Annotated in this window: 20 protein-coding genes; 13 read left to right on the forward strand and 7 right to left on the reverse strand. The window is 65.9% G+C overall.

All coding sequences use genetic code 11. The features are described from left to right. Positions 1-68: 68 nt before the first annotated feature. The 4 genes from BM337_RS14940 to BM337_RS14955 are packed head-to-tail and all read left to right on the forward strand — an operon-like array spanning position 69 to position 3,475. A complete protein-coding gene (locus tag BM337_RS14940) occupies positions 69-1,061 on the forward strand; it encodes a carbohydrate ABC transporter permease (RefSeq protein WP_089817446.1) in 993 nt (330 codons plus the stop codon). Between the two features lies 1 nt (position 1,062). After that, positions 1,063-2,079 carry a carbohydrate ABC transporter permease gene (locus BM337_RS14945; RefSeq protein ID WP_089817447.1) on the forward strand — a complete coding sequence of 339 codons (1,017 nt, stop codon included), beginning with the start codon at positions 1,063-1,065 and terminating at the stop codon, positions 2,077-2,079. Between the two features lie 2 nt (positions 2,080-2,081). After that, positions 2,082-3,266: an ABC transporter ATP-binding protein gene (locus tag BM337_RS14950; RefSeq protein WP_089817448.1), complete on the forward strand. Its 1,185-nt coding sequence runs from the start codon at positions 2,082-2,084 to the stop codon at positions 3,264-3,266. A gap of 2 nt (positions 3,267-3,268) precedes the next feature. Beyond that, entirely contained in the window at positions 3,269-3,475 is a 207-nt protein-coding gene (locus BM337_RS14955; RefSeq protein WP_089817449.1) for a DUF8005 family protein, read from the forward strand. 15 nt (positions 3,476-3,490) lie between these two features. On the opposite strand, the gene BM337_RS14960 is transcribed toward BM337_RS14955, so the two are convergent. Further along, on the reverse strand, positions 3,491-4,288 hold the full coding sequence (locus tag BM337_RS14960) for a DUF8054 domain-containing protein (RefSeq protein WP_089817450.1): 798 nt from the start codon (positions 4,286-4,288) through the stop codon (positions 3,491-3,493). Positions 4,289-4,442: 154 nt separating this feature from the next. On the opposite strand from BM337_RS14960, the gene BM337_RS14965 reads away from it, so the two are divergent. Together BM337_RS14965 and BM337_RS14970 are read left to right on the forward strand one after the other, a co-directional pair. Further along, entirely contained in the window at positions 4,443-5,978 is a 1,536-nt protein-coding gene (locus BM337_RS14965) for an extracellular solute-binding protein (RefSeq protein WP_089818166.1), read from the forward strand. A 597-nt stretch (positions 5,979-6,575) separates the two neighbouring features. After that, positions 6,576-7,640, forward strand: a complete 1,065-nt coding sequence (locus BM337_RS14970) for a Gfo/Idh/MocA family protein (protein ID WP_089817451.1) — start codon at positions 6,576-6,578, stop codon at positions 7,638-7,640. Positions 7,641-7,726: 86 nt separating this feature from the next. Here the strand turns inward: BM337_RS14970 and BM337_RS14975 are convergent, their stop codons facing one another. Then, positions 7,727-8,062, reverse strand: a complete 336-nt coding sequence (locus tag BM337_RS14975; protein ID WP_089817452.1) for a DUF7344 domain-containing protein — start codon at positions 8,060-8,062, stop codon at positions 7,727-7,729. Positions 8,063-8,135: 73 nt separating this feature from the next. Further along, on the reverse strand, positions 8,136-8,801 hold the full coding sequence (locus BM337_RS14980; protein ID WP_089817453.1) for a helix-turn-helix domain-containing protein: 666 nt from the start codon (positions 8,799-8,801) through the stop codon (positions 8,136-8,138). A 232-nt stretch (positions 8,802-9,033) separates the two neighbouring features. Here BM337_RS14980 and trmB point away from each other — a divergent pair, with 232 nt between their 5' ends. The 4 genes from trmB (at position 9,034) to BM337_RS15000 (ending at position 13,897) form a co-directional block, all read left to right on the forward strand. Continuing rightward, positions 9,034-10,095 (forward strand): HTH-type sugar sensing transcriptional regulator TrmB, encoded by a 1,062-nt coding sequence (gene trmB, locus BM337_RS14985; protein ID WP_089817454.1) that lies wholly within the window; start codon positions 9,034-9,036, stop codon positions 10,093-10,095. A gap of 232 nt (positions 10,096-10,327) precedes the next feature. Continuing rightward, complete coding sequence (locus BM337_RS14990; protein ID WP_089817455.1) at positions 10,328-11,923, forward strand: acyl-CoA carboxylase subunit beta; 1,596 nt, start codon at positions 10,328-10,330, stop codon at positions 11,921-11,923. A gap of 2 nt (positions 11,924-11,925) precedes the next feature. Continuing rightward, positions 11,926-12,282 (forward strand): DUF8022 family protein, encoded by a 357-nt coding sequence (locus BM337_RS14995; protein ID WP_245778682.1) that lies wholly within the window; start codon positions 11,926-11,928, stop codon positions 12,280-12,282. Between the two features lie 124 nt (positions 12,283-12,406). Further along, the gene (locus BM337_RS15000; protein ID WP_089817456.1) at positions 12,407-13,897 is read left to right on the forward strand and encodes an aldehyde dehydrogenase family protein; all 1,491 of its coding nucleotides are present in this window, start codon (positions 12,407-12,409) and stop codon (positions 13,895-13,897) included. Between the two features lie 12 nt (positions 13,898-13,909). Here BM337_RS15000 and BM337_RS15005 read toward each other — a convergent pair whose 3' ends face one another. Further along, positions 13,910-14,089 (reverse strand): DUF7836 family putative zinc-binding protein, encoded by a 180-nt coding sequence (locus BM337_RS15005; protein WP_089817457.1) that lies wholly within the window; start codon positions 14,087-14,089, stop codon positions 13,910-13,912. A 141-nt stretch (positions 14,090-14,230) separates the two neighbouring features. Between BM337_RS15005 and BM337_RS15010 the strand changes: the two genes are divergently transcribed. Both BM337_RS15010 and BM337_RS15015 read left to right on the forward strand, forming a co-directional pair. Next, positions 14,231-15,382: a thiolase family protein gene (locus BM337_RS15010; protein ID WP_089817458.1), complete on the forward strand. Its 1,152-nt coding sequence runs from the start codon at positions 14,231-14,233 to the stop codon at positions 15,380-15,382. Continuing rightward, a complete protein-coding gene (locus BM337_RS15015) occupies positions 15,379-15,765 on the forward strand; it encodes a Zn-ribbon domain-containing OB-fold protein (protein WP_089817459.1) in 387 nt (128 codons plus the stop codon). The genes BM337_RS15010 and BM337_RS15015 overlap by 4 nt, the downstream gene beginning before the upstream one ends. 136 nt (positions 15,766-15,901) lie before the next feature. Here the strand turns inward: BM337_RS15015 and BM337_RS15020 are convergent, their stop codons facing one another. Then, on the reverse strand, positions 15,902-16,576 hold the full coding sequence (locus BM337_RS15020; protein WP_089817460.1) for a DUF7547 family protein: 675 nt from the start codon (positions 16,574-16,576) through the stop codon (positions 15,902-15,904). A 94-nt stretch (positions 16,577-16,670) separates the two neighbouring features. Here BM337_RS15020 and BM337_RS21235 point away from each other — a divergent pair, with 94 nt between their 5' ends. Then, positions 16,671-16,826 carry a hypothetical protein gene (locus BM337_RS21235; RefSeq protein ID WP_177227556.1) on the forward strand — a complete coding sequence of 52 codons (156 nt, stop codon included), beginning with the start codon at positions 16,671-16,673 and terminating at the stop codon, positions 16,824-16,826. 43 nt (positions 16,827-16,869) lie between these two features. Here the strand turns inward: BM337_RS21235 and dpsA are convergent, their stop codons facing one another. Continuing rightward, on the reverse strand, positions 16,870-17,415 hold the full coding sequence (gene dpsA / locus BM337_RS15025; protein WP_089817461.1) for a DNA starvation/stationary phase protection protein DpsA: 546 nt from the start codon (positions 17,413-17,415) through the stop codon (positions 16,870-16,872). A gap of 128 nt (positions 17,416-17,543) precedes the next feature. Beyond that, the gene (locus tag BM337_RS15030) at positions 17,544-17,951 is read right to left on the reverse strand and encodes a DUF8048 family protein (protein WP_089817462.1); all 408 of its coding nucleotides are present in this window, start codon (positions 17,949-17,951) and stop codon (positions 17,544-17,546) included. Between the last annotated feature and the right edge of the window lie 104 nt (positions 17,952-18,055).

The following is an 18,055-nucleotide window of genomic DNA, read 5'->3' on the forward strand; positions in this document are numbered from 1 at the left end:
TTCCAGATTAACTCCGACCGACACACACTATCCATGAACGACCTGGCAACGGAACGGGGTACCAGTCGATGACGCCGGAACCGGCGACCGAATCCGGTCGCGAGTCTCGGCGGACCGGACCGCTGGTCACCCTGACGCGGCGAGTAGAGAACCTGAGCGACACGCAGTACGCCTACCTGCTCCTGTCGCCCGTGTTCGTCCTCCTCGGAATCGTGGCGCTGTATCCGCTGTTGCGGACGTTCGAGCTCTCGCTGTTCGAGACCAGCATCAACCAGGCGTCCCAGACGTTCGTCGGGTTCGACAACTACGTCGAGCTATTCACCGGCGAGAAGGACCGGTGGCTCCCCGGGACGTCGACGTTCCTGCCGACCAGCCTGACCTTCGACGCGATGATTTCGAGTGCGCTGGTCGTGACGCTACTGTTCGCGGTCGTGGCGGTGTCCTTCGAGACGGTCATCGGCCTGGGGCAGGCGCTCGTCCTCGACCAGGACTTCCCAGGCCGGCGCTGGGTGCGCGCGGCGATCATCATCCCGTGGGCCGTCCCCATCGTCATCCAGGGGATGATCTTCTTCCTGATGTTCCACCCCGAGATCGGATTTCTCGTCCAGCCGCTGGCCGACCTGGGGCTGCTCGCCGAGCGGAACACGCTCAACGACCCGGCGAGCGCGCTGTTCATCATTACCGTCGCCGACATCTGGAAGACGTCGGCGTTCATGGCGCTGCTCATCCTCGCGGGGCTCCAGAGCATCGACCGGAACCTCTACGACGTCGCGAAGGTGGCCGGCGCGACCCGGTGGCAGCAGTTCAAGCTGATCACGTTCCCGCTCATCTTGCCGACCATCGGAATCGCCGTACTCTTCCGCACCGTCCAGGCGATGCGCATCTACGGCCTCATCGACGCGGTCGCCGGCTGCGAGGTCGTGCCGTCGCTGTCCTGCATGGTCGTCACGACGTTCCTGACCAGACAGGGAACCTCGGCGGCCATCGCCTTCGTCACCGCGGCCATCATCGGTGTCGCGGTGACTGCGATCATCTACCAGCAGTACAAGGAGGGTATCTGAAATGGCGACGCCAGACCGACGCGACGACAGAGTCGAACCGGACGAGACGGAGGGCGGCCCGCTCGAACGCTGGACCCAGCGGGCCATGCAGAACCCCGAGCGGGTGTACCGCGCCCTGTTCTACGTGGTCATGATCTTCTTCATGGTGACGACACTCTTCCCGTTCTACTGGCTGCTCGTGCTGGCCCTGACGCCACAGAGCCGCCTGTTGCAGGGGAGCTTCCTCCCGCAGATCGACCTGTTCGGGGCGGCCGCCGAGTTCCCGCTGCCGGTGGCGAAGGGATTCAATCCCGCGGCGTTCGTCTCGGTGTTCGAGCAGGTGCCGTTCCACCTGTTCATGCTCAACAGCTTCGCGCTCGCGGTGACGACGACGGTCATCGTCCTCGTCATCGCCAGCCTCGCGGGGTACGCGTTCGGCCGCCTCGACTTCCCGGGGCGGGGGGCGCTGATGCTCGGCATCCTCGCGATCAGTTACTTCCCGCCGGCCGCGTTCGTCATCCCGCTGTTCGAGGCGTTCACCGGCAACGTCCCGATAACGATCCCGTTCACCGAGATCCCGCTGTTCACGCCGCCGCGATTGCTGAACACGCCCGGCTCGATGGTGATCCCCTTCAGCGCGCTGTTTCTGCCGCTGTCCATCTTCATCCTGACGACGTTCTACGCCCAGATACCCGACGGACTGGAGGACGCCGCCCGCGTCGAGGGGACGACCCGGATCGGCGCGCTGTTCCGGGTCATCATCCCGCTGTCGGCGCCCGGCGTGGCGACCGCGGCCATCCTGACGTTCATCGCCGTCTACAACGAGTACTTCTTCAGTACGATCATGGCGACGTCCTTTGCCGCGGGCAACTGGTCGCCCCTCGTCGGCGGCATTCTCAGCTACCAGACCCAGTACACCACCCAGTTCAACCTCATGGCGGCCGCGAGCATCGTCGGGGTCCTGCCCGTCGTCCTGCTCGTCGTCGTCGCCCAGGAACGCATCGTCAGCGGGCTGACCGCGGGCGCACTCAAGGAGTAACCATGGCACGACTCAAACTCGAACACGTCACGAAACGCTACGAAGACGTCACCGCGGTCGACGACATGAACCTCGACATCGACGACGGCGAATTCGTCTGCCTCGTCGGGCCGTCGGGGTGTGGCAAGTCGACGACGATGGAGATGGTCGCCGGACTCACCACCCCCTCCGGGGGGACCGTCACCATCGGCGACCGCGACGTCACGAACCTGCCGCCGAAAGACCGCGGGGTCGCGATGGTGTTCCAGAACATCGCGCTGTTTCCCCACATGGACGTCTACGACAACATCAGCTTCGGGCTGCGGCTGCGCGACTACCCGCGGGAAGAGATCGACCGCCGCGTCGAGCACGCCGCAGACATCGTCCAGCTAGAGGGGATGCTCGACCGGATGCCCGACGAGATGTCCGGCGGCCAGCGCCAGCGCGTCGCCATCGCGCGCGCCATCGTCCGCGAACCGGACGTCTTCCTGATGGACGAGCCGCTGGCGAACCTCGACGCCAAACTCCGCGTCCACATGCGGACGGAACTCCAGCGCCTCCACAAGGAACTGGACACGACGATAATCTACGTGACCCACGACCAGGCCGAGGCGATGACGATGGCCGACCGCATCGCCGTCCTCGACGCGGGCAAACTCCAGCAGATCGACCCGCCGCTCGTCTGTTACAACGAGCCCGCCAACCTCTTCGTCGCCGGCTTCATCGGCTCGCCGTCGATGAACTTCGTCGACGGGACCGTCACCGAATCGGGGCTGGAGTCCGAGTACTTCGACCTCGAGTTCGACCACGCGGCGTTCCAGGGGGTGGGAGTCGGCGACGCGGTGACCATCGGCGTCAGGCCGGAGGACGTCTACCCGGCGTCGGAGGCGGCGTCGCTGGCCAGCGGTTCCAGACCGATCGAGGTGATCACCGACGTCCTCGAACCGATGGGCGACGAGATATTCACCTACCTGCTGATGGGCGAGGGCGAGACGTCGATGGCCCAGGAGGCGGCAACGAACGACCAGTTGCTCATGAGCATCGATCCCAACACCGACATCACGGAGGACCAGGAGATGGACGTCGTCCTCGACCGGCGCAACGTCCACCTCTTCGACGCGGCCAGCGGCCAGGCGCTGACGCACGGCATCGTCTCGCCGCCGGACGCCGACGGCGCGGCAGGGTCCCCTGCGGAGACCGACGACTGACCATGGCGGGTGAGACAGTCGCGCTCGTCTACTGGGGCGGGATGGTCGTCCTCTTTTTCTTCTGGGTGTATGGTATCGTCTCCTTCCTGTTCGACCTGAAGAACAAGATCGTCCCGGGGATCGTCCAGTACAGGCGGGGTCGCCGGAAGCTGAAAGCCGAACGCGAGGAGGAGGCCGAGCGGGAGGAGCGGGAACGGCAGCTCTACTAGCCGCTCGAGGGAGGGCTACGCTTCGCTTGCCGAATCGGGTTCCGGAATCGTCAGTACTCGCTGTTCACACTCGGGACAGACGCGCGTCTCCTGTGCGTCTCGAGGTGATCCGCAACAGCCGGTCGTCGACGACGGGACGAGTTCGGTCTCGCACACCGGACAGGCCTCGAGGAACTGCCGGAGCACCCGTGAGGCCGCCAGCCGTACCGCTTCCGGCTCGACGTCGTCGGGCAGCGTCCTGACGGCGGCGAGTTCCGCGACCACGATGGGACGCGGGATCAGGTCGTGGCGGCCGTCGACGACGAACCAGCGGTTCCCGCCCGACCGGACGTGTTCGACGGATTCGACCGAAGGGATCGATGCGGCCGCTTCCGCGAGCGCCGCGGGCGACCGATCCGCGAGGGCTGCCATCTCCTCGTGCCAGCGTCGTTCGAACGCATCCTCGAGTACCACGTCCTCACCCTCCAGTCGGACGACGCCGGCCACGTCTAGCGCCGCGAGGACGTCCCCACCGTCGACCGATTCGTCGTCCGAGAGCGAGCCCTGCTGTGGCGGGTTCCGGAACCAGTCGTCGGGGAGCGGAAGCGTCTCGACGATCCCCGGGGCAAAGCGCGGCGTGTACGGGACCAGGTAGCCGCGTTGCCAGACGAGGACCGCCCCGGTGACGAGCACGGCGACGGCGAGCCAGGGGGCGGACGCTACGGCGACCAGCGCAGTGACGACGACGAGGAGGACGCCGTTGACCGCGGTACACGGCAGGCACCGGTTCGGCCCAGTGTGGGCGGGGTCATGCAACCGGGAGAGACCGCGCATATCTGCTAGAGAGGTGGCGCTGCCGTTTGAACGTTGGTGCGCGAATCGTGATGGTCGGGCCCGCCTCCTGGGGTCCAAACCACTCCGACGCCGGTGGTCTGCTTGTGGGATCCCTCACGCTTTAACCGTCCGTGCCACGATACGTCGGATGTCGATGACTGACGAGTGCGGTCCTGGTGACGGACGGCGTCCCGTCTCGCGACGTCGATTCCTCGCGAGCACCGCCGGGACCGGTCTCGCCGCGGCACTGGCGGGCTGTCCGATCGGGGGCCGCGAAACCCCACACGGAGCGACGGTGACGGAACGGTCCGAGAGTGAGACGGTGGGTACGACTCGGGAGACGACAGACGACTCGACCGTCAGGTGGGCGTTCGAACCACTCACGGAAGCGGAGGGGAAGGCGATCGAGCGCGCGCTCTACGACCACGGCCTCTCCGCCGACGTCGACGTGCGGTTCGAGCCCGGAGACCCGGACCCGGCCCAGCGTCTCGCCGAGTTCGAACAGGCCCTCGCGTCGGACGAAGGCGGTCCTGACGTGTTCCTCGTGGAATCCGACTGGGTAATCCCGTTCGCCGCTCGGGGCCAGCTGGCCGAACTCTCTGCGCTCGTCTCCGAGGAGCGCCTGGCGGAAGCCGACGGGGAGTACTTCGAAGCGCTCGCCGCGCTCGGTGGCAGTCCCGACGGGGAAACACAGTTTGGCGTGCCGGTCTCCGCGGATTTCGGGACGATGCTCTACCGGACGGACCTCGTCGAGGCAGCGGGGTACGACCCCGTCGAAGACGACTGGGCGACCGAGCCAATGACGTGGGAGGAGTGGTCAAACGTCGCGGCGGACGTGACCGACCACGCGGGCGTCGAGTACGGCTTTACGACCCAGTGGGACATCTACGAGGGGACGGCCTGTTGCACGTTCAACGAGGTGATGAGCTCCTGGGGCGGCGCGTACTTCGGCGGCCGTGACAACCTCTTCGGGCCCGTCGGCGAGCGCCCCATCACCGTCGGCGCCGACCCAGTCGTCCGGTCGCTGAACATGATGCGAAAGTTCGTCCACGACGAGGGCGTGTCGGGGCTGGAAGCGTACGCCGGGGGGTTCGCGCCGACCGAGATACTCGGCTGGATCGAGGAGGGGTCACGGGTTCCGTTCACGAACGGCGACGCGGTGTTCCACCGCAACTGGGCGAGCACGTTGACGGCGATCGTCAGTGACCTCGAAGACGGGGGCGCGTCCGAGCGCGCCGAACGGATTGGTGCCATCCCTCTCCCGTACGCCGTCACCGAGGACGAGGCCCGCACAGACGGTACTGGCGGGACGACGTCGGCTGTGCGCGGTCGATACGTGACGGTGGATTCCGACAGCCGGGACCGGGACGCGGTCGCGCAGGTCCTCGAGGTGGTGACCGACCCGGCCTTCCAGACGGACCTGATCGCTATCCTGGGGTGGTTGCCGCCACGGCCCGCGCTGTACGAGTCGGGTGACGTGTGGAACGCCGAGGGAGTCGGCGAGTACGCACCAACCTTCGGCGTCGCCGGCGCGAACGCGATGCCGGCGCCGGTGACGCGGGTGTGGAACGACCAGGCGAGCCTCGTCGCCCAGCAGGCGAACCGCGCCGTCGGGCAGGAGGTGTCTTCGAGCAAGGCGATGGCGGACCTCGCATCCAACCTCGAGACGATCGAACGGTCGGCCCGATAGAGGCGGTTGTAATTCGTTACCGGTGTCTCTTCGCAACCGGCTGGTTCAGCTCCGGTTCACCACTGGTAGTGTCTGCCTCCTGAAAATAGTTCCAAGCACCACTATGAATGAGTCCCTCGAGACCGGTCTGCCGTCGTAGGCTCTGCTTACCGCAGTACTGACGGCTGCTCTCCCTCGAATCGTCCCCCCGGTTCTCCCTGCACAGTACAGCGGGCGTACTGCTTCTGCCGAGAGAAACAGGAGATTACCGGCCGCGTTCGGATTCGGGAGCCGTTCTGCGACGACTACCGCAACACAGCGGCGGCGCCACGACCCGTCTCTAATTTGTGGGTTCTGTTCGTTTCAGTCTGGGCAGTACGTGTCGTTTATCCGTAGCTTACTACAGTGAAGTCGGCTTCCACGATGGAACGAGACGAGGAATCCTGGATTACCGAGTGATGGCGATCAGGAACAACAGGTGTACTAAATGAAACCTCACCGTTTATGCGAGTGTAGCCATTACTACCAATTAACGAGTATTATGATGGCCATACCAGAACACCCCTCCCCCGTCGTTCGATTCCTGACCACTTCTCACCGGCCCGGTGGAGGAGCGAGATGACTGCTGTCTCGGACGTTCGCGTTGGCTTCGTCGGCCTCGGGAACATCGCCCAGCTCCACGCGGACGAGATAATCGGCCACGGCGGTCAGGTCGTCGCCGGCACCGACGTCTCCCCGGAGGCGCGCGCGATGTTCGCCGAGGACTACGGCGCGGAAGTGTTCGAGGACCACGCCGAGATGTACGAACTCGTCGACGCCGTCGTCGTCTCGACGCCCAACCGCTTCCACGAGGAGTACGTCGTCGCCGCGCTGGAGGCCGGCCTCGACGTCCTCGTCGAGAAGCCCCTCGCGCACACGCTCGAGAGCGCCCAGCGCATCGCCGACGCCGCCCGTGACGCCCAGGGGTTCTGTATGGTCGGCTTCCACAACCGGTTCTGGGGCCCGGTCCAGGTACTCAACAGCTACCGTGAACAGGGCAAACTCGGCGACGTCAACCACGTCGAGGCCAACTACATTCGGCGACGCGGTGTCCCCGGCCGTGGGAGCTGGTTCACCCGCAAGGACGTCTCCGGCGGCGGCGCCGTCATCGACATCGGAACGCACGCTATCGATCTCGCACTCTATCTCATGGGCTACCCGGACGTGGAGGAGGTATCGGCGACGACCCGGTCACAGTTCGGTTCAGAGGAGGAGTACAGCTACCTCTACATGTGGGGCGAGGACCGCGGCGTCGGGAACTTCGACGTCGAGGACTCCGCCACCGCGTTCATCCGCTGTGCCAACGGCGCCACCATCTCGCTGGAAGTCGCCTGGGCGGCGAACCGCGAACCCAGCCAGGACTTCTTCGTCCGCGGCACGGACGCCGGCGCACAGTTCGACATCTCCGAAGAGGGGATGACCGTCCACGAGACGGCCGACGACGGCGTCAACCACCACCGGGACATCGACGTCGAGACGACGGACCGGGAGGCCCACGGCATCGAACAGCAGCACTTCCTGCGGGCCGTCGCCGAAGGAAAACACCCGGTCATGAACACCGTCGAACAGGGTCTGGAGGTCCAGAAGATAATGGACGGTATCTACCGGTCGAGCGAGGAAGGACGAGCCGTCGCCATCGAGTGAGAGACCGGTCGGACCAGACCTCACGTGAGACGGGCCTTCAGCCACGAGGACACTTCGCTCTCGTCGTCTGTTTCAGTCCAGGTGGCTCAGTCCCGGACCGTGTCGAGACGCTCCTCGGCGGCGGTCGCCGCCGCTTCGAACCGCCCGATGTCGGACGATAACGTAACCGTCATCGCGTCCCGGTCGAAGGAGACGAACCCGTGCTCGGAGAGCCGCGGGACGCAATCGTGGTACAGTTCTCTCTCGACGGCCTCGACGGCCTCGACGGCCACTGACGACGTCGGTTCGCCCGCTTCGAGTCGACGGGCCAGTTCCCGGATCGTGAGCGTCTCCCCCGCCGTTTCGAGGACCGAAACGACGGTCCTGAGTCGGCGGTCGGCGAAGACGTCCAGAATCGGATCGGAGGTCGTTGTGCCTGTCATCCGTACGAGAGTGGAACGGCCCCACCACGGCAAAGTGGGAGCCTCATAATTCAACTCTTTAAGTCCCCCATCGCTAGTCTGCGGTTACCTCGGCGGGTTCGACCACGAGCGCGTCGGCGATCCAGTTGCGATTCGCCCGTCGGATCCGGTCGCTCACGGACTGTTTGCTGATGTCGAGTTCATCGGCGACTGCCCCGAGCGTCGCGCTCCGCGGGGTGTCGAAGAACCCAAGCTCCCACGCCGTGAGGAGGGCTTCCTCCTGTTTCGGAGTCAGGCCGTACTGTTCGGCCGGTTCCGCCCGTTCGATCTCGTGTAACCGGGACAGCTGGAACGAGACGCCCGCCCCCTCGCAGAACTCACAGAACGACTGTAACTGGCTGCGGTCGTCGAACTGGAAGCGGATCTCCCATCCCTCGCGTCGCCCGCTCGCTTCGAGTATGCCGGCGTTAAGTTCCGAGTAAGCGTGCTGTACCGGCTCGACCGACTCCGTCCAGTCCGCCCGATAGAGCCCCGCATCCTCGAATTCGTCCAGCCGGACGAGTTGCGAGACGGTCTCGTCCGACTCTGCGGCCGACTCGAAGGCCGCGAAATCGTGAGTAGCGACCCAGAAGTACGGCGCGATGTCGTCGTCCGTCGCGATGACCCGTTCGATGTCGACCGTCGCGTCCGGAACGGCCTGCAGCGTCGAGGACAGTGCGAACTCGTCGACTGGCACCGTTATCTCTGCGAACAGACTCATTAACTGGGGGCTAGAGAGCGAACGGGAAAAGCGACGCTGCGGGAACGGTTCGATTGGTCGCAAAGAAGGTTCGGTTCGTCACGGGACGGTTGCGGGAAACGTCACGTCGAGGCGGCCCACGTGCGCCTGCGGGATTCGCCGAGGCCGTCCAGATCGGAGGTCGGTAGCGCCGTGCCTGTTCCCGTGGCCTCCTGTCGGAAGACTGATTGTGAACGTCACCGAACGCTCGCCCATGGCTGCCCCCGATCTGAGGGACGCACTGGAACGGGTCATCACGCACTTCGATCTCGGCGAGTACGAGGTCTCCGCCTATCTCGCAATTCTCGAACACGGAGAGGTGACGGCGTCGGAACTGTCCGAGACGACCGACATCCCACAGCCGCGCGTCTACGACACGGTGCGCAGCCTGAGTGACGTGGGACTGGTCGAACTGAAGGACACCCGCCCGATGAAGGTACTCGCTATCGACCCGCGCGAGGCCTTCGACGAAGTGCAGGAGTCCCTGGACGAACTGGTCGAGGACCTGTCCCAGCGCTACACCGCGCCGACGCGGAAACCGGAGGCGGTCTCCCTCGTCAAGTCGCGACCGAGCATCCTCCGCTACCTGGACGACATCATCGCGTCGGCCGAGTACGAACTGATGCTGTCGCTGACCCCCGGCCTCCTCGAACGGTTCGCGGGGAAACTGCAAGAACGTGCCGAGGGTGGCATCGCCATCGAGATACTGGTCTCCCCGGCCACGGAAGCCCCCTCGGCCGACGACGTCGACTACCCCTCGATCGCGTCGACGGTCCGGGCCAGGCGCGGGATCACGACACCCGTCGTCGCCGTCGCGGACGGGAACTACTCGATGTACGCGACGCGAGAGAGTATTCGGGGCGACAACGACCGCTACGGCGTCATCTTCAACCGCTCGGAGCTTGGCTTTCTCGTCTCCGGCTTCTTCAACATGGTGCTGTGGACGACCGCCGAGGAGATCTACTCCGACGGGGAGAACCTCCCGTTCCCGCGGCGCTACGGGACGATTCGCCGGTGCATCTCCGACCTGCAGGTGCTCGAGGGCGATTTCTACGCGACTATCGAGGGCCGGGACGTCGAAACCGGCGACCACTGGGTCGTCGAGGGACGCATCTCGGAGGCGACGTTCGGCCAGAACCGGGAGGTGGCGACGCTCACAGTCGCCACCGACGACGGGCCCGTCGACGTCGGTGACCAGGTCGCCTCCTACGAGGACATCGAGGCCTTCGAGATTCGTGTCGGCCGCGAGGAACCGCCGGGGACCGTCGCCGACTAGTCCACCGGTACCCAGTCGCCCCGTTTCGACGGACAGGGTAAACTATTATTTGGCTCGGAGCGCCGATTGTGTACATGAACGCGAGACGCGACGGGTCGAGTCCGGCCCGACGCCCTGTCGCCCACGTGGGCACTCTTTCGAATCCGGAACCCGACCCCGTCGAGCCCGAATTCCACGCCGATAGCGGGCCTGCGGTGGGGCGCGTGCTGACGCGTCGCCGAGGTGAGCGGCTGTGAGCAAGCAAGAAGAGTCAGACGGCGACGACGCGGCCGAGTCGACCGAGCCGTCGGACCCGGTCGAGGAACTCCGGGAACGACGACGCGAGGCCGAACGCGGCGGCGGCGAGGCGCGAATCGAGGCCCAGCACGAGAAGGGGAAGATGACCGCCCGCGAGCGCGTCGACTTCCTCGTCGACGACGGGACGTTCACGGAAGTCGACGCGTTCGTCGAACACCGCTCGACCAACTTCGGGATGGGCGAGAAGACGTTCCCCGGCGACGCCGTCGTCACGGGCTACGGTGAAGTCGACGGCCGGAAGGTGTTCCTCTTCGCCCACGACTTCACGGTCCTCGGGGGCTCTGTCGGCGAAGTCGTCGCCGAGAAGATCTGCAAGGTGATGGACCGGGCCATCGAGAACGGCGTCCCGGTCATCGGACTCAACGACTCCGGCGGCGCACGCATCCAGGAGGGGGTCGACTCACTGGTCGGCTTCGCCAAGATATTCAATCGCAACACGGAGGCCTCCGGCCTGATCCCCCAGATTTCGGCGGTCATGGGGCCGTGTGCCGGCGGCGCGACCTACTCCCCCGCGCTGACGGACTTCACGTTCATGGTCGAGGACACCAGCCACATGTTCATCACCGGCCCGAACGTCATCGAGACGGTCACCGGCGAACAGGTGTCCAAAGAGGAACTCGGCGGCGCCGGCTCACACTCCTCGAAGTCGGGCGTGGCCCACTTCGCGTACGACTCCGAGGAGGAGGCCCTGGAGAACATCCGGCGGCTCCTCTCCTATCTCCCGCAGAACAACATGGAGGACCCGCCGCGGGTCCAGCCCTGGGACGAACCGGACAGGGAGGTGCCGGAACTGGCCGACATCGTCCCGAACGCGCCGCGCAAGCCCTACGACATGACGAAGGTCATCGACCGGGTCGTCGACGAGGACTCCTTCTTCGAGGTCCAGGAGAACTGGGCCCGCAACGTCGTCGTCGGCTTCGGCCGGATGGACGGCCGGTCGGTCGGAATCGTCGCCAACCAGCCCCGCGTGAGCGCGGGCACGCTGGACATCGACGCCTCCGAGAAGGCGGCGCGTTTCATCCGCACCTGTGACTCGTTCAACGTCCCCGTCCTCTCGTTCGTGGACGTCCCCGGGTTCATGCCCGGCACCGAGCAGGAACACAACGGTATCATCCGCCGGGGCGCGAAGCTCATCTACGCGTACGCGGAGGCGACGGTCCCGCTGCTCTCCGTCGTCGTTCGCAAGGCCTACGGCGGCGCCTACATCGTCATGTCCTCGAAGTTCCTCGGCTCGGACGTCAACTACGCCTGGCCCGGCTCCGAGATGGCGGTGCTCGGCCCGCGCGGCGCAGTCAACATCCTCCACCGCCAGGAGATCGCCGACGCGGACGACCCCGACGCCCGCCGCGAGGAGCTGATGGACGAGTTCCGCGAGGAGTTCGCTCACCCCTACGGCCCGGCACGCAGGGGCTACCTCGACGACGTCATCGAACCGAAGGAGACGCGGAAGCGCCTCGTCGACGACCTCGACCTGCTGACACGCAAGCGCGAGGACACGCCGCCGAAGGACCACGGGAACATCCCCCTGTGACCATGTCGTCGCTCGACTCTCCGGACGGCCGGTCCGAATCGACAGACGACCAGTCGGCACACCGGGAGCGCGCGGCGGCGTCCGAACCGGTGACGCTCACGCTGGCCGACACGGACGTCGCCGTCGACGTCCCGGCCGACGCGACGGCGGCCGAGGCGGCCGCGATCGTCGCATCCGTCGGCGCGCACCTGACGGACCAGCAGCGAGCCGCGGCGGCGGCCCGGGAGGCCGAGACCGTCGAGTACGTCGACGAGTGGTGCTTCGCCGACCGCATGCGCTCGTTCGGAAAACGTCGTGTTCCGCGAAACGTACGGAAGGGCGAGGAGTGGAAAGCCGCCGGGCGGGCGTTCCCCCGGTAACGGATCGAGTTCGTCGTCGGCGTCGGCATTCGTGTCCAGAGACCCGTGGGACTGCGCACTATTCGTCCAGCAGTCGAACTGATAGCGCGCGCGACTTATCAGTGAGCCACTGCAAGTGAGACTGATGTCTCCAGACCTTTCCATCGACGCCGACTGGAACGCACAGTACATCGACGGCGAGTGGGTGTCCTCCGAGGGCGACGACGAGATCTCCGTCGAAGACCCGTCGACGCGAGCGGAGATAACGCGCGTTCCGGCCGGCGTGGAGGCCGACGTCGACGCGGCGTACGAGGCGGCCGCCGCCGCACAGCCCGAGTGGGAGCAGACACCGCCGGCCGAGCGTGAGCGCGTGGCCCGCGAGTTCGCCCAGCTACTCCACGAGTACGAGGCGGAGATAAGCGAACTGCTGGCCCACGAGGCGGGCGGGTCACAAATTATGGGCGCGACCTCCGTCCAGATAGCATCGGACCAGGCCGCCGAGGCGGCCACCTTCCCGCGACGAATGAAGGGCGAGCAAGCGGATTCGAACGTTCCCGGCAAGGAGAACCTGGTCAGGCGCGTCCCGCAGGGGGTCGTCACCGTCATCTCGCCGTGGAACTTCCCGGTGAACCTCTCCGGACGGGCGATCGGCCCGGCCATCGCGACGGGGAACACCGTCGTCGTCAAACCCGCGACGAACACGCCCATAACGGGTGGGTTGCTCTTCGCGAAACTGTACGAAGAAGCGGGCGTCCCCGACGGCGTCGTCAACGTCGTGACCGGACGGGGGTCCGATATCGGCGACGCGGTGGCCGGTCACCCCGAGAGCGACGTGGTGACGTTCACCGGGTCGACGCCCGTGGGCCGTGGCGTCGGCGCGACGGCCGGCGAGAACCTCTCGACGGTCTCGCTGGAACTCGGCGGGAACAACGGCCACATTGTCACGGCCGATGCGGACCTGGACGCGGCGATCGACTCGGCGGTGTTCGGCTCGTTCGTCCACCAGGGACAGGTCTGCATCTCCATCAACCGCCACATCGTCCACGAGGACGTCTACGACGAGTACGTCGAACGGCTCACCGAGCGCGCCGAGTCGCTCCCGGTCGGCAGCGCACACGACGAGGAGACGGTCGTCGCACCGATCATCAGCGAGTCCCAGCGCGACCAGATGCTCGAGTACGTCGACGAATCGGTCGAGGAGGGAGCGACTGTCGAGACGGGCGGTGAGACAGTCCCGATGGACGGCGTCGACGACTCGCTGCTCGTCGCGCCGACGGTTCTGTCGGGGATGACCAACGAGATGTCCGCCGCGTGCCACGAACACTTCGGGCCTATCGCGCCCGTCATCCCGTTCTCGGACGTCGACGAGGCCGTCGAGATCCACAACGACACCCAGTACGGCCTGTCGGGGTCCGTTCACGCCGGCGACGTCGGGACGGGGATGCAGATAGCCGAGCGGCTGGACACCGGGATGGTCCACGTCGGCGACCAGCCGATCAACGACGAGGCCCACGTCCCCTTCAGCGGGACGAAGGCCTCCGGCGTCGGCGCGTTCAACACCACCGCGATTCTCGACGAAGTCACCGAGGAGAAGTGGATTTCCCTTCAGCACGAGCGCCGGGACTACCCCTTCTGATCCCCGTTCAGCTCACTGGAACTCCTTGAGTATCTCCAGGCTCCGCTGGGTCTTCGTGAACTCGGCCATCAGTCGCTCCTCGCCGCAGCTGCGGCACTGGAACGTCGCGTCGTGCGACGGGAGGTCCGTCGGGTCCGCTTCCCAGTCTTCGCCGCAGGCCGGACACTCGAGTTGGATCCAGGATCGAGCCATACCACGACGTCGGGGCTTCCGACGAAAATATGTTGGCCAGGTCGACGCACCATGCTGGCAGCGGACCAGTACGTCGGTGTGGCCCCAGCGGATACTGTGAGAACCGCAACGAACACAACCCCTCCACGAGAGACACCGGACATGGACGTCGCAGTAATCGGCGCGTCGATGACGCAGTTCGGGCAACGCGACGCCTGGATCCGCGAACTGATCGCGGAGGCGGGTGAGGCCTGTCTGGCCGACGCAGCCGTCGCTCCGGACGAAGTGGACCACCTCTACGTCTCGAACATGGCCAGCGGCGAGTTCGAGGGGCAGGGCGGCATCATGAACGCGCTCGCCCACGACCTGGGCCTCATGCCGGCCTACAGCGAGCGGGTCGACCAGACCTCCTCCTCGGGCGGTGCCGGGATCTACGAGGCCTGGCAGTCAATCGCCTCCGGCGCCAGCGAGATGACGCTGCTCGTCGGCGGCGAGAAGATGACCCACAGGACGACCGCGGAGGCGACCGACGTCATCGCCTCCATCACCCACCCCGCGGAGTACAAACACGGCGTAACGCTGCCATCCTTCGCGGGGATGACGGCGCGGCACTATCTCGAACGGTTCGACGCGCCCCGGGACTCGCTGGCGAAAGTCGCCGCGAAGAACCACGCCAACGGCGTGGACAATCCCCACGCCCAGTTCCAGAAGGAGGTGGACGTCGAGACGATTCTGGACTCGCCAATCGTCGCCGACCCGCTGCGCCTCTACGACTTCTGTCCCATCACGGACGGCAGCGCGGCGCTGCTGTTCTGTCCGGTCGACGTCGCCGAGGAGTACACCGACGACTACGCCGTCGTCAGCGGTATCGGCGGCGCCACGGACACCCACGTCGTCCACGAGCGCGAGGACCCGACGGTGATGGGCGGTGTCGTCGAATCTGGGAGACAGGCCTACGAGATGGCCGGCATCGGTCCCGACGACGTCGACGTCGCCGAGCTCCACGACATGTTCACCATCCTCGAGTTCCTCCAGATGGAGGGCCTGGACTTCGCCGACCACGGCGAGGCCTGGAAAGACGTCGAGGATGGCCGCACCGAACGGGACGGCGAACTCCCCATCAACACGTCGGGCGGCCTGAAGTCCAAGGGCCACCCGCTCGGCGCCAGCGGCGTCGCGCAGGGTTACGAGATCTACAAACAGGTTATCGGCGACGCCGGTCCGCGACAGGTCGAGGCCGACACGGCCCTGGCCTGCAACGTCGGCGGCTTCGGCAACTGCGTCATCACCACGATCATGGAGGCAAGCCAATGACGTTCGACGCACACATCTGTCCGAACGGTCACGTGACGTATCCCGGCCACACGCTGTGTCCGACGTGCCACGAACCCCAGACCGACACGGTCGACCTGGCCGACCGCACCGGCGAGGTCGTCACGTGGACGACGTCGACGGCCACGCCCCCCGGCGTCCGCGCGCCCAACACCATCGCCATCGTCGAGTTCGACGTGAGCGACGTCACCGACGGCGGCGACGATTCGGTCCGTGCCATCGGCCAGGTGACCGAAGACGCCGACGTCGAGACCGGCGACTCGGTCGAACCGGTGTACGCCGAGGAACTGCGGGACCCAGAGGCCGGGATCAAGGAACCGGAGAGTCAGGCGTGGGACGGGTATCGATTCGAACCTGTCCAGTGAGCGGTTTCATCCGCGAACCACGGTAGGGAAGCGGAGATTCGAACCTGTCCAGTGAGCGGTTTCGATCGGTCGTCAGCACCACGGGTCGTTCGCCGGCACCCAGTTCTATCGAGGCTGCGTCTTCTCCGTTCGCTCGTCAGTTCCCAGCGTCGTCGCCGGATCCGTCGCCCTGATCACCAGTCTCCCTATCGTCGCCGCTCCCGTCACCGTCTCCTGTAGCGTCGCCCTCGGAGTCGCCGTTACCGTCCCCGAACTCCTCTTTGATCGACTCGAGTTCCGCGTCGACGTCGACGGGGACGGACTCGTCGGGAACCGGTTCTGCCGGGACGCCGGAGTCGGTCGAGTCGGCGGCCGGGTCGTCGTCGGCTCGCTCTCGTAGCTTCGCTTCGACCTGGTTTTGCAGGCCGCGAGCCTCGTCGAGCAGTTCGCGTGCGTCGTCGTCCTCTGGCCGCCCCTCGACGGCGTCCTGCAGGTCTGCGAGCGCACCGTCGAGTCGCGAGAGCGTCGTCCGGCTCAGCTGTTCGGCGCGCTGTCGGACTTCGGTGCTGCCCGTTCCCGTCGTCGGCGTCCGGCCGTCGGCCATCCGCAACGCTCGCTGTAACAGCTTCAGTGCCTCGATGTTGGTCCGCAGGAGGAGGATGACGCCGGGGATACCGACGTCGCTGGTAAAGCGCATCAGCTCCCGGGGCGACGGCGGGCGCGGCAGGCCGCGCTCCGTTCGCGGTTCGAACTCTTCTTCCAGTTCCTGTAACGTTCGGACGAGATCGGCGACCAGTGGACCGACGTCGGCGTCGTCGGGCGAAGAACTCATGTCAGCCTCTTGGAGACAGTATCATAAAAAGCCGCCGCGCCGCGTTTAGGCCGACCAAAATCCTTTTAGCTTTAGGGACGCCTAATCGTACTCGATGAGCGAGTCCCCGGACGCGGTCGAACTGCCAGACGTCGACGATGAGACCACGGTGACTGCCCACTGTTGCAATCCGGAACGGACCGTCTTCACCGAAGAAGGCAACTCCGACGGCTGGATCGCGACGGATCTCACGGTCGAACTCGACCGATAAATTCGAAGGCCGATTCTCCGAGCGGTTCCCCGGCTCGAACGTTCTACTGCGCGGTCTCGGCGACCAGCGTGTCGTTCTCGAGGTAGTGTTCGACGTGGTGAGCGTCCTCTTCGACCTCGACGAGGATCTCGCGCAGGATCTCGGCGGTTGCGTGGTCGCCGAGGTTCTGGGCGAGTTCGACGTGGTCGCGCAGCGACTCGATGATGTCGCCGTAGATCTCCAGGTCGTTCTCCAGTGACGCGCGGATCGTGTAGACGTCCTCGCCTTCGGGCGTCACCGTCGCCGCGTCCTGGATCTGATCGAAGCCGGCGGCGGGCGTCCCGCCGAGGGCCTGGAGGCGCTCGGCGAGTTCGTCGGCGCCCTCCTCGGCGTGGTAGGCCGCGTCTCCGAGGAACTCGTGGAGTTCGAGGAACTCCGCCCCGGCCACGTTCCAGTGGTGCTTCTTGAGCTGGTGGTACAGTACGTACGTATCCGCGAGGTCGGCGTTCAGGGCGTCGATGATCTGCTCTGCCTTGTCCTCGGGGATGCGAAGGGCGTTCTCTTCGACGCTGCCGAACGTGCGGTGGACGGACTCCTCTTGCTGACTCATAGCTATCAACAGATTGGGACGCCAGTCACTTAAAGACACCTCTATCGGAAAGCTTCGTTTCCGATTCGATAACAAATGTTTTGGTCTGCCGAATAAACTCCCGACGTTCTGTGGGTCCGCGTGGGACGTCACCCCTCGTCCGCCGCTCCGTCGCCGACGGATCTGTCGAGGACTACGTACGCCTGACGGCCAGGGGGTTCTCGCGGGGCGTCCGTTCGATCATCGGCGGTTCGTCTATGAACGTCCCGGACGGCGTCGAGCATCGCGTCCTCGAGGCCGAGGGCGTCGCCGAACTCGTCCCAGACGTGGTCGGGAACTGCGAGGTAGTAAGCGTCGGGCGTTCGCTCGATGAGCGGCGACTCGCACTGCCTTCGCCACTCGTAGGCAAGGTTCTCGACGCCCGGGAGCGCCTCGACGCTCTCCTGGTGGCGTGTCACGGCGTCCGACAGATCGGATTCGCTCACGTCGTGAGTTCGGGCCGCCACCCCGAGTACGTCGGCGTCGAACAGGTCGGAGTCCTCACCAGGGGTCGTCACAGCCGAGGCTTCGAAACCAGCGGGGAAAAACGATACGGCGAACGCACTGGTCCACCGATTGAATCGAATCCAGACCGACGGCGACGGAGTCAATAAAAACACCC

The sequence above is a fragment of the Halomicrobium zhouii genome (genome assembly GCF_900114435.1).
Lineage (GTDB): Archaea > Halobacteriota > Halobacteria > Halobacteriales > Haloarculaceae > Halomicrobium > Halomicrobium zhouii.

Excerpts from the sequence above, each read along its gene's own strand:
- BM337_RS14940 (WP_089817446.1), top strand. The coding sequence starts at position 69 with ATGACGCCGGAACCGGCGACCGAATCCGGTCGCGAGTCTCGGCGGACC.
- BM337_RS14945 (WP_089817447.1), top strand. The coding sequence starts at position 1,063 with ATGGCGACGCCAGACCGACGCGACGACAGAGTCGAACCGGACGAGACG.
- BM337_RS14950 (WP_089817448.1), top strand. The coding sequence starts at position 2,082 with ATGGCACGACTCAAACTCGAACACGTCACGAAACGCTACGAAGACGTC.
- BM337_RS14955 (WP_089817449.1), top strand. The coding sequence starts at position 3,269 with ATGGCGGGTGAGACAGTCGCGCTCGTCTACTGGGGCGGGATGGTCGTC.
- BM337_RS14960 (WP_089817450.1), bottom strand. The coding sequence starts at position 4,288 with ATGCGCGGTCTCTCCCGGTTGCATGACCCCGCCCACACTGGGCCGAAC.
- BM337_RS14965 (WP_089818166.1), top strand. The coding sequence starts at position 4,443 with ATGACTGACGAGTGCGGTCCTGGTGACGGACGGCGTCCCGTCTCGCGA.
- BM337_RS14970 (WP_089817451.1), top strand. The coding sequence starts at position 6,576 with ATGACTGCTGTCTCGGACGTTCGCGTTGGCTTCGTCGGCCTCGGGAAC.
- BM337_RS14975 (WP_089817452.1), bottom strand. The coding sequence starts at position 8,062 with ATGACAGGCACAACGACCTCCGATCCGATTCTGGACGTCTTCGCCGAC.
- BM337_RS14980 (WP_089817453.1), bottom strand. The coding sequence starts at position 8,801 with ATGAGTCTGTTCGCAGAGATAACGGTGCCAGTCGACGAGTTCGCACTG.
- trmB (WP_089817454.1), top strand. The coding sequence starts at position 9,034 with ATGGCTGCCCCCGATCTGAGGGACGCACTGGAACGGGTCATCACGCAC.
- BM337_RS14995 (WP_245778682.1), top strand. The coding sequence starts at position 11,926 with ATGTCGTCGCTCGACTCTCCGGACGGCCGGTCCGAATCGACAGACGAC.
- BM337_RS15000 (WP_089817456.1), top strand. The coding sequence starts at position 12,407 with ATGTCTCCAGACCTTTCCATCGACGCCGACTGGAACGCACAGTACATC.
- BM337_RS15005 (WP_089817457.1), bottom strand. The coding sequence starts at position 14,089 with ATGGCTCGATCCTGGATCCAACTCGAGTGTCCGGCCTGCGGCGAAGAC.
- BM337_RS15010 (WP_089817458.1), top strand. The coding sequence starts at position 14,231 with ATGGACGTCGCAGTAATCGGCGCGTCGATGACGCAGTTCGGGCAACGC.
- BM337_RS15015 (WP_089817459.1), top strand. The coding sequence starts at position 15,379 with ATGACGTTCGACGCACACATCTGTCCGAACGGTCACGTGACGTATCCC.
- BM337_RS15020 (WP_089817460.1), bottom strand. The coding sequence starts at position 16,576 with ATGAGTTCTTCGCCCGACGACGCCGACGTCGGTCCACTGGTCGCCGAT.
- BM337_RS21235 (WP_177227556.1), top strand. The coding sequence starts at position 16,671 with ATGAGCGAGTCCCCGGACGCGGTCGAACTGCCAGACGTCGACGATGAG.
- dpsA (WP_089817461.1), bottom strand. The coding sequence starts at position 17,415 with ATGAGTCAGCAAGAGGAGTCCGTCCACCGCACGTTCGGCAGCGTCGAA.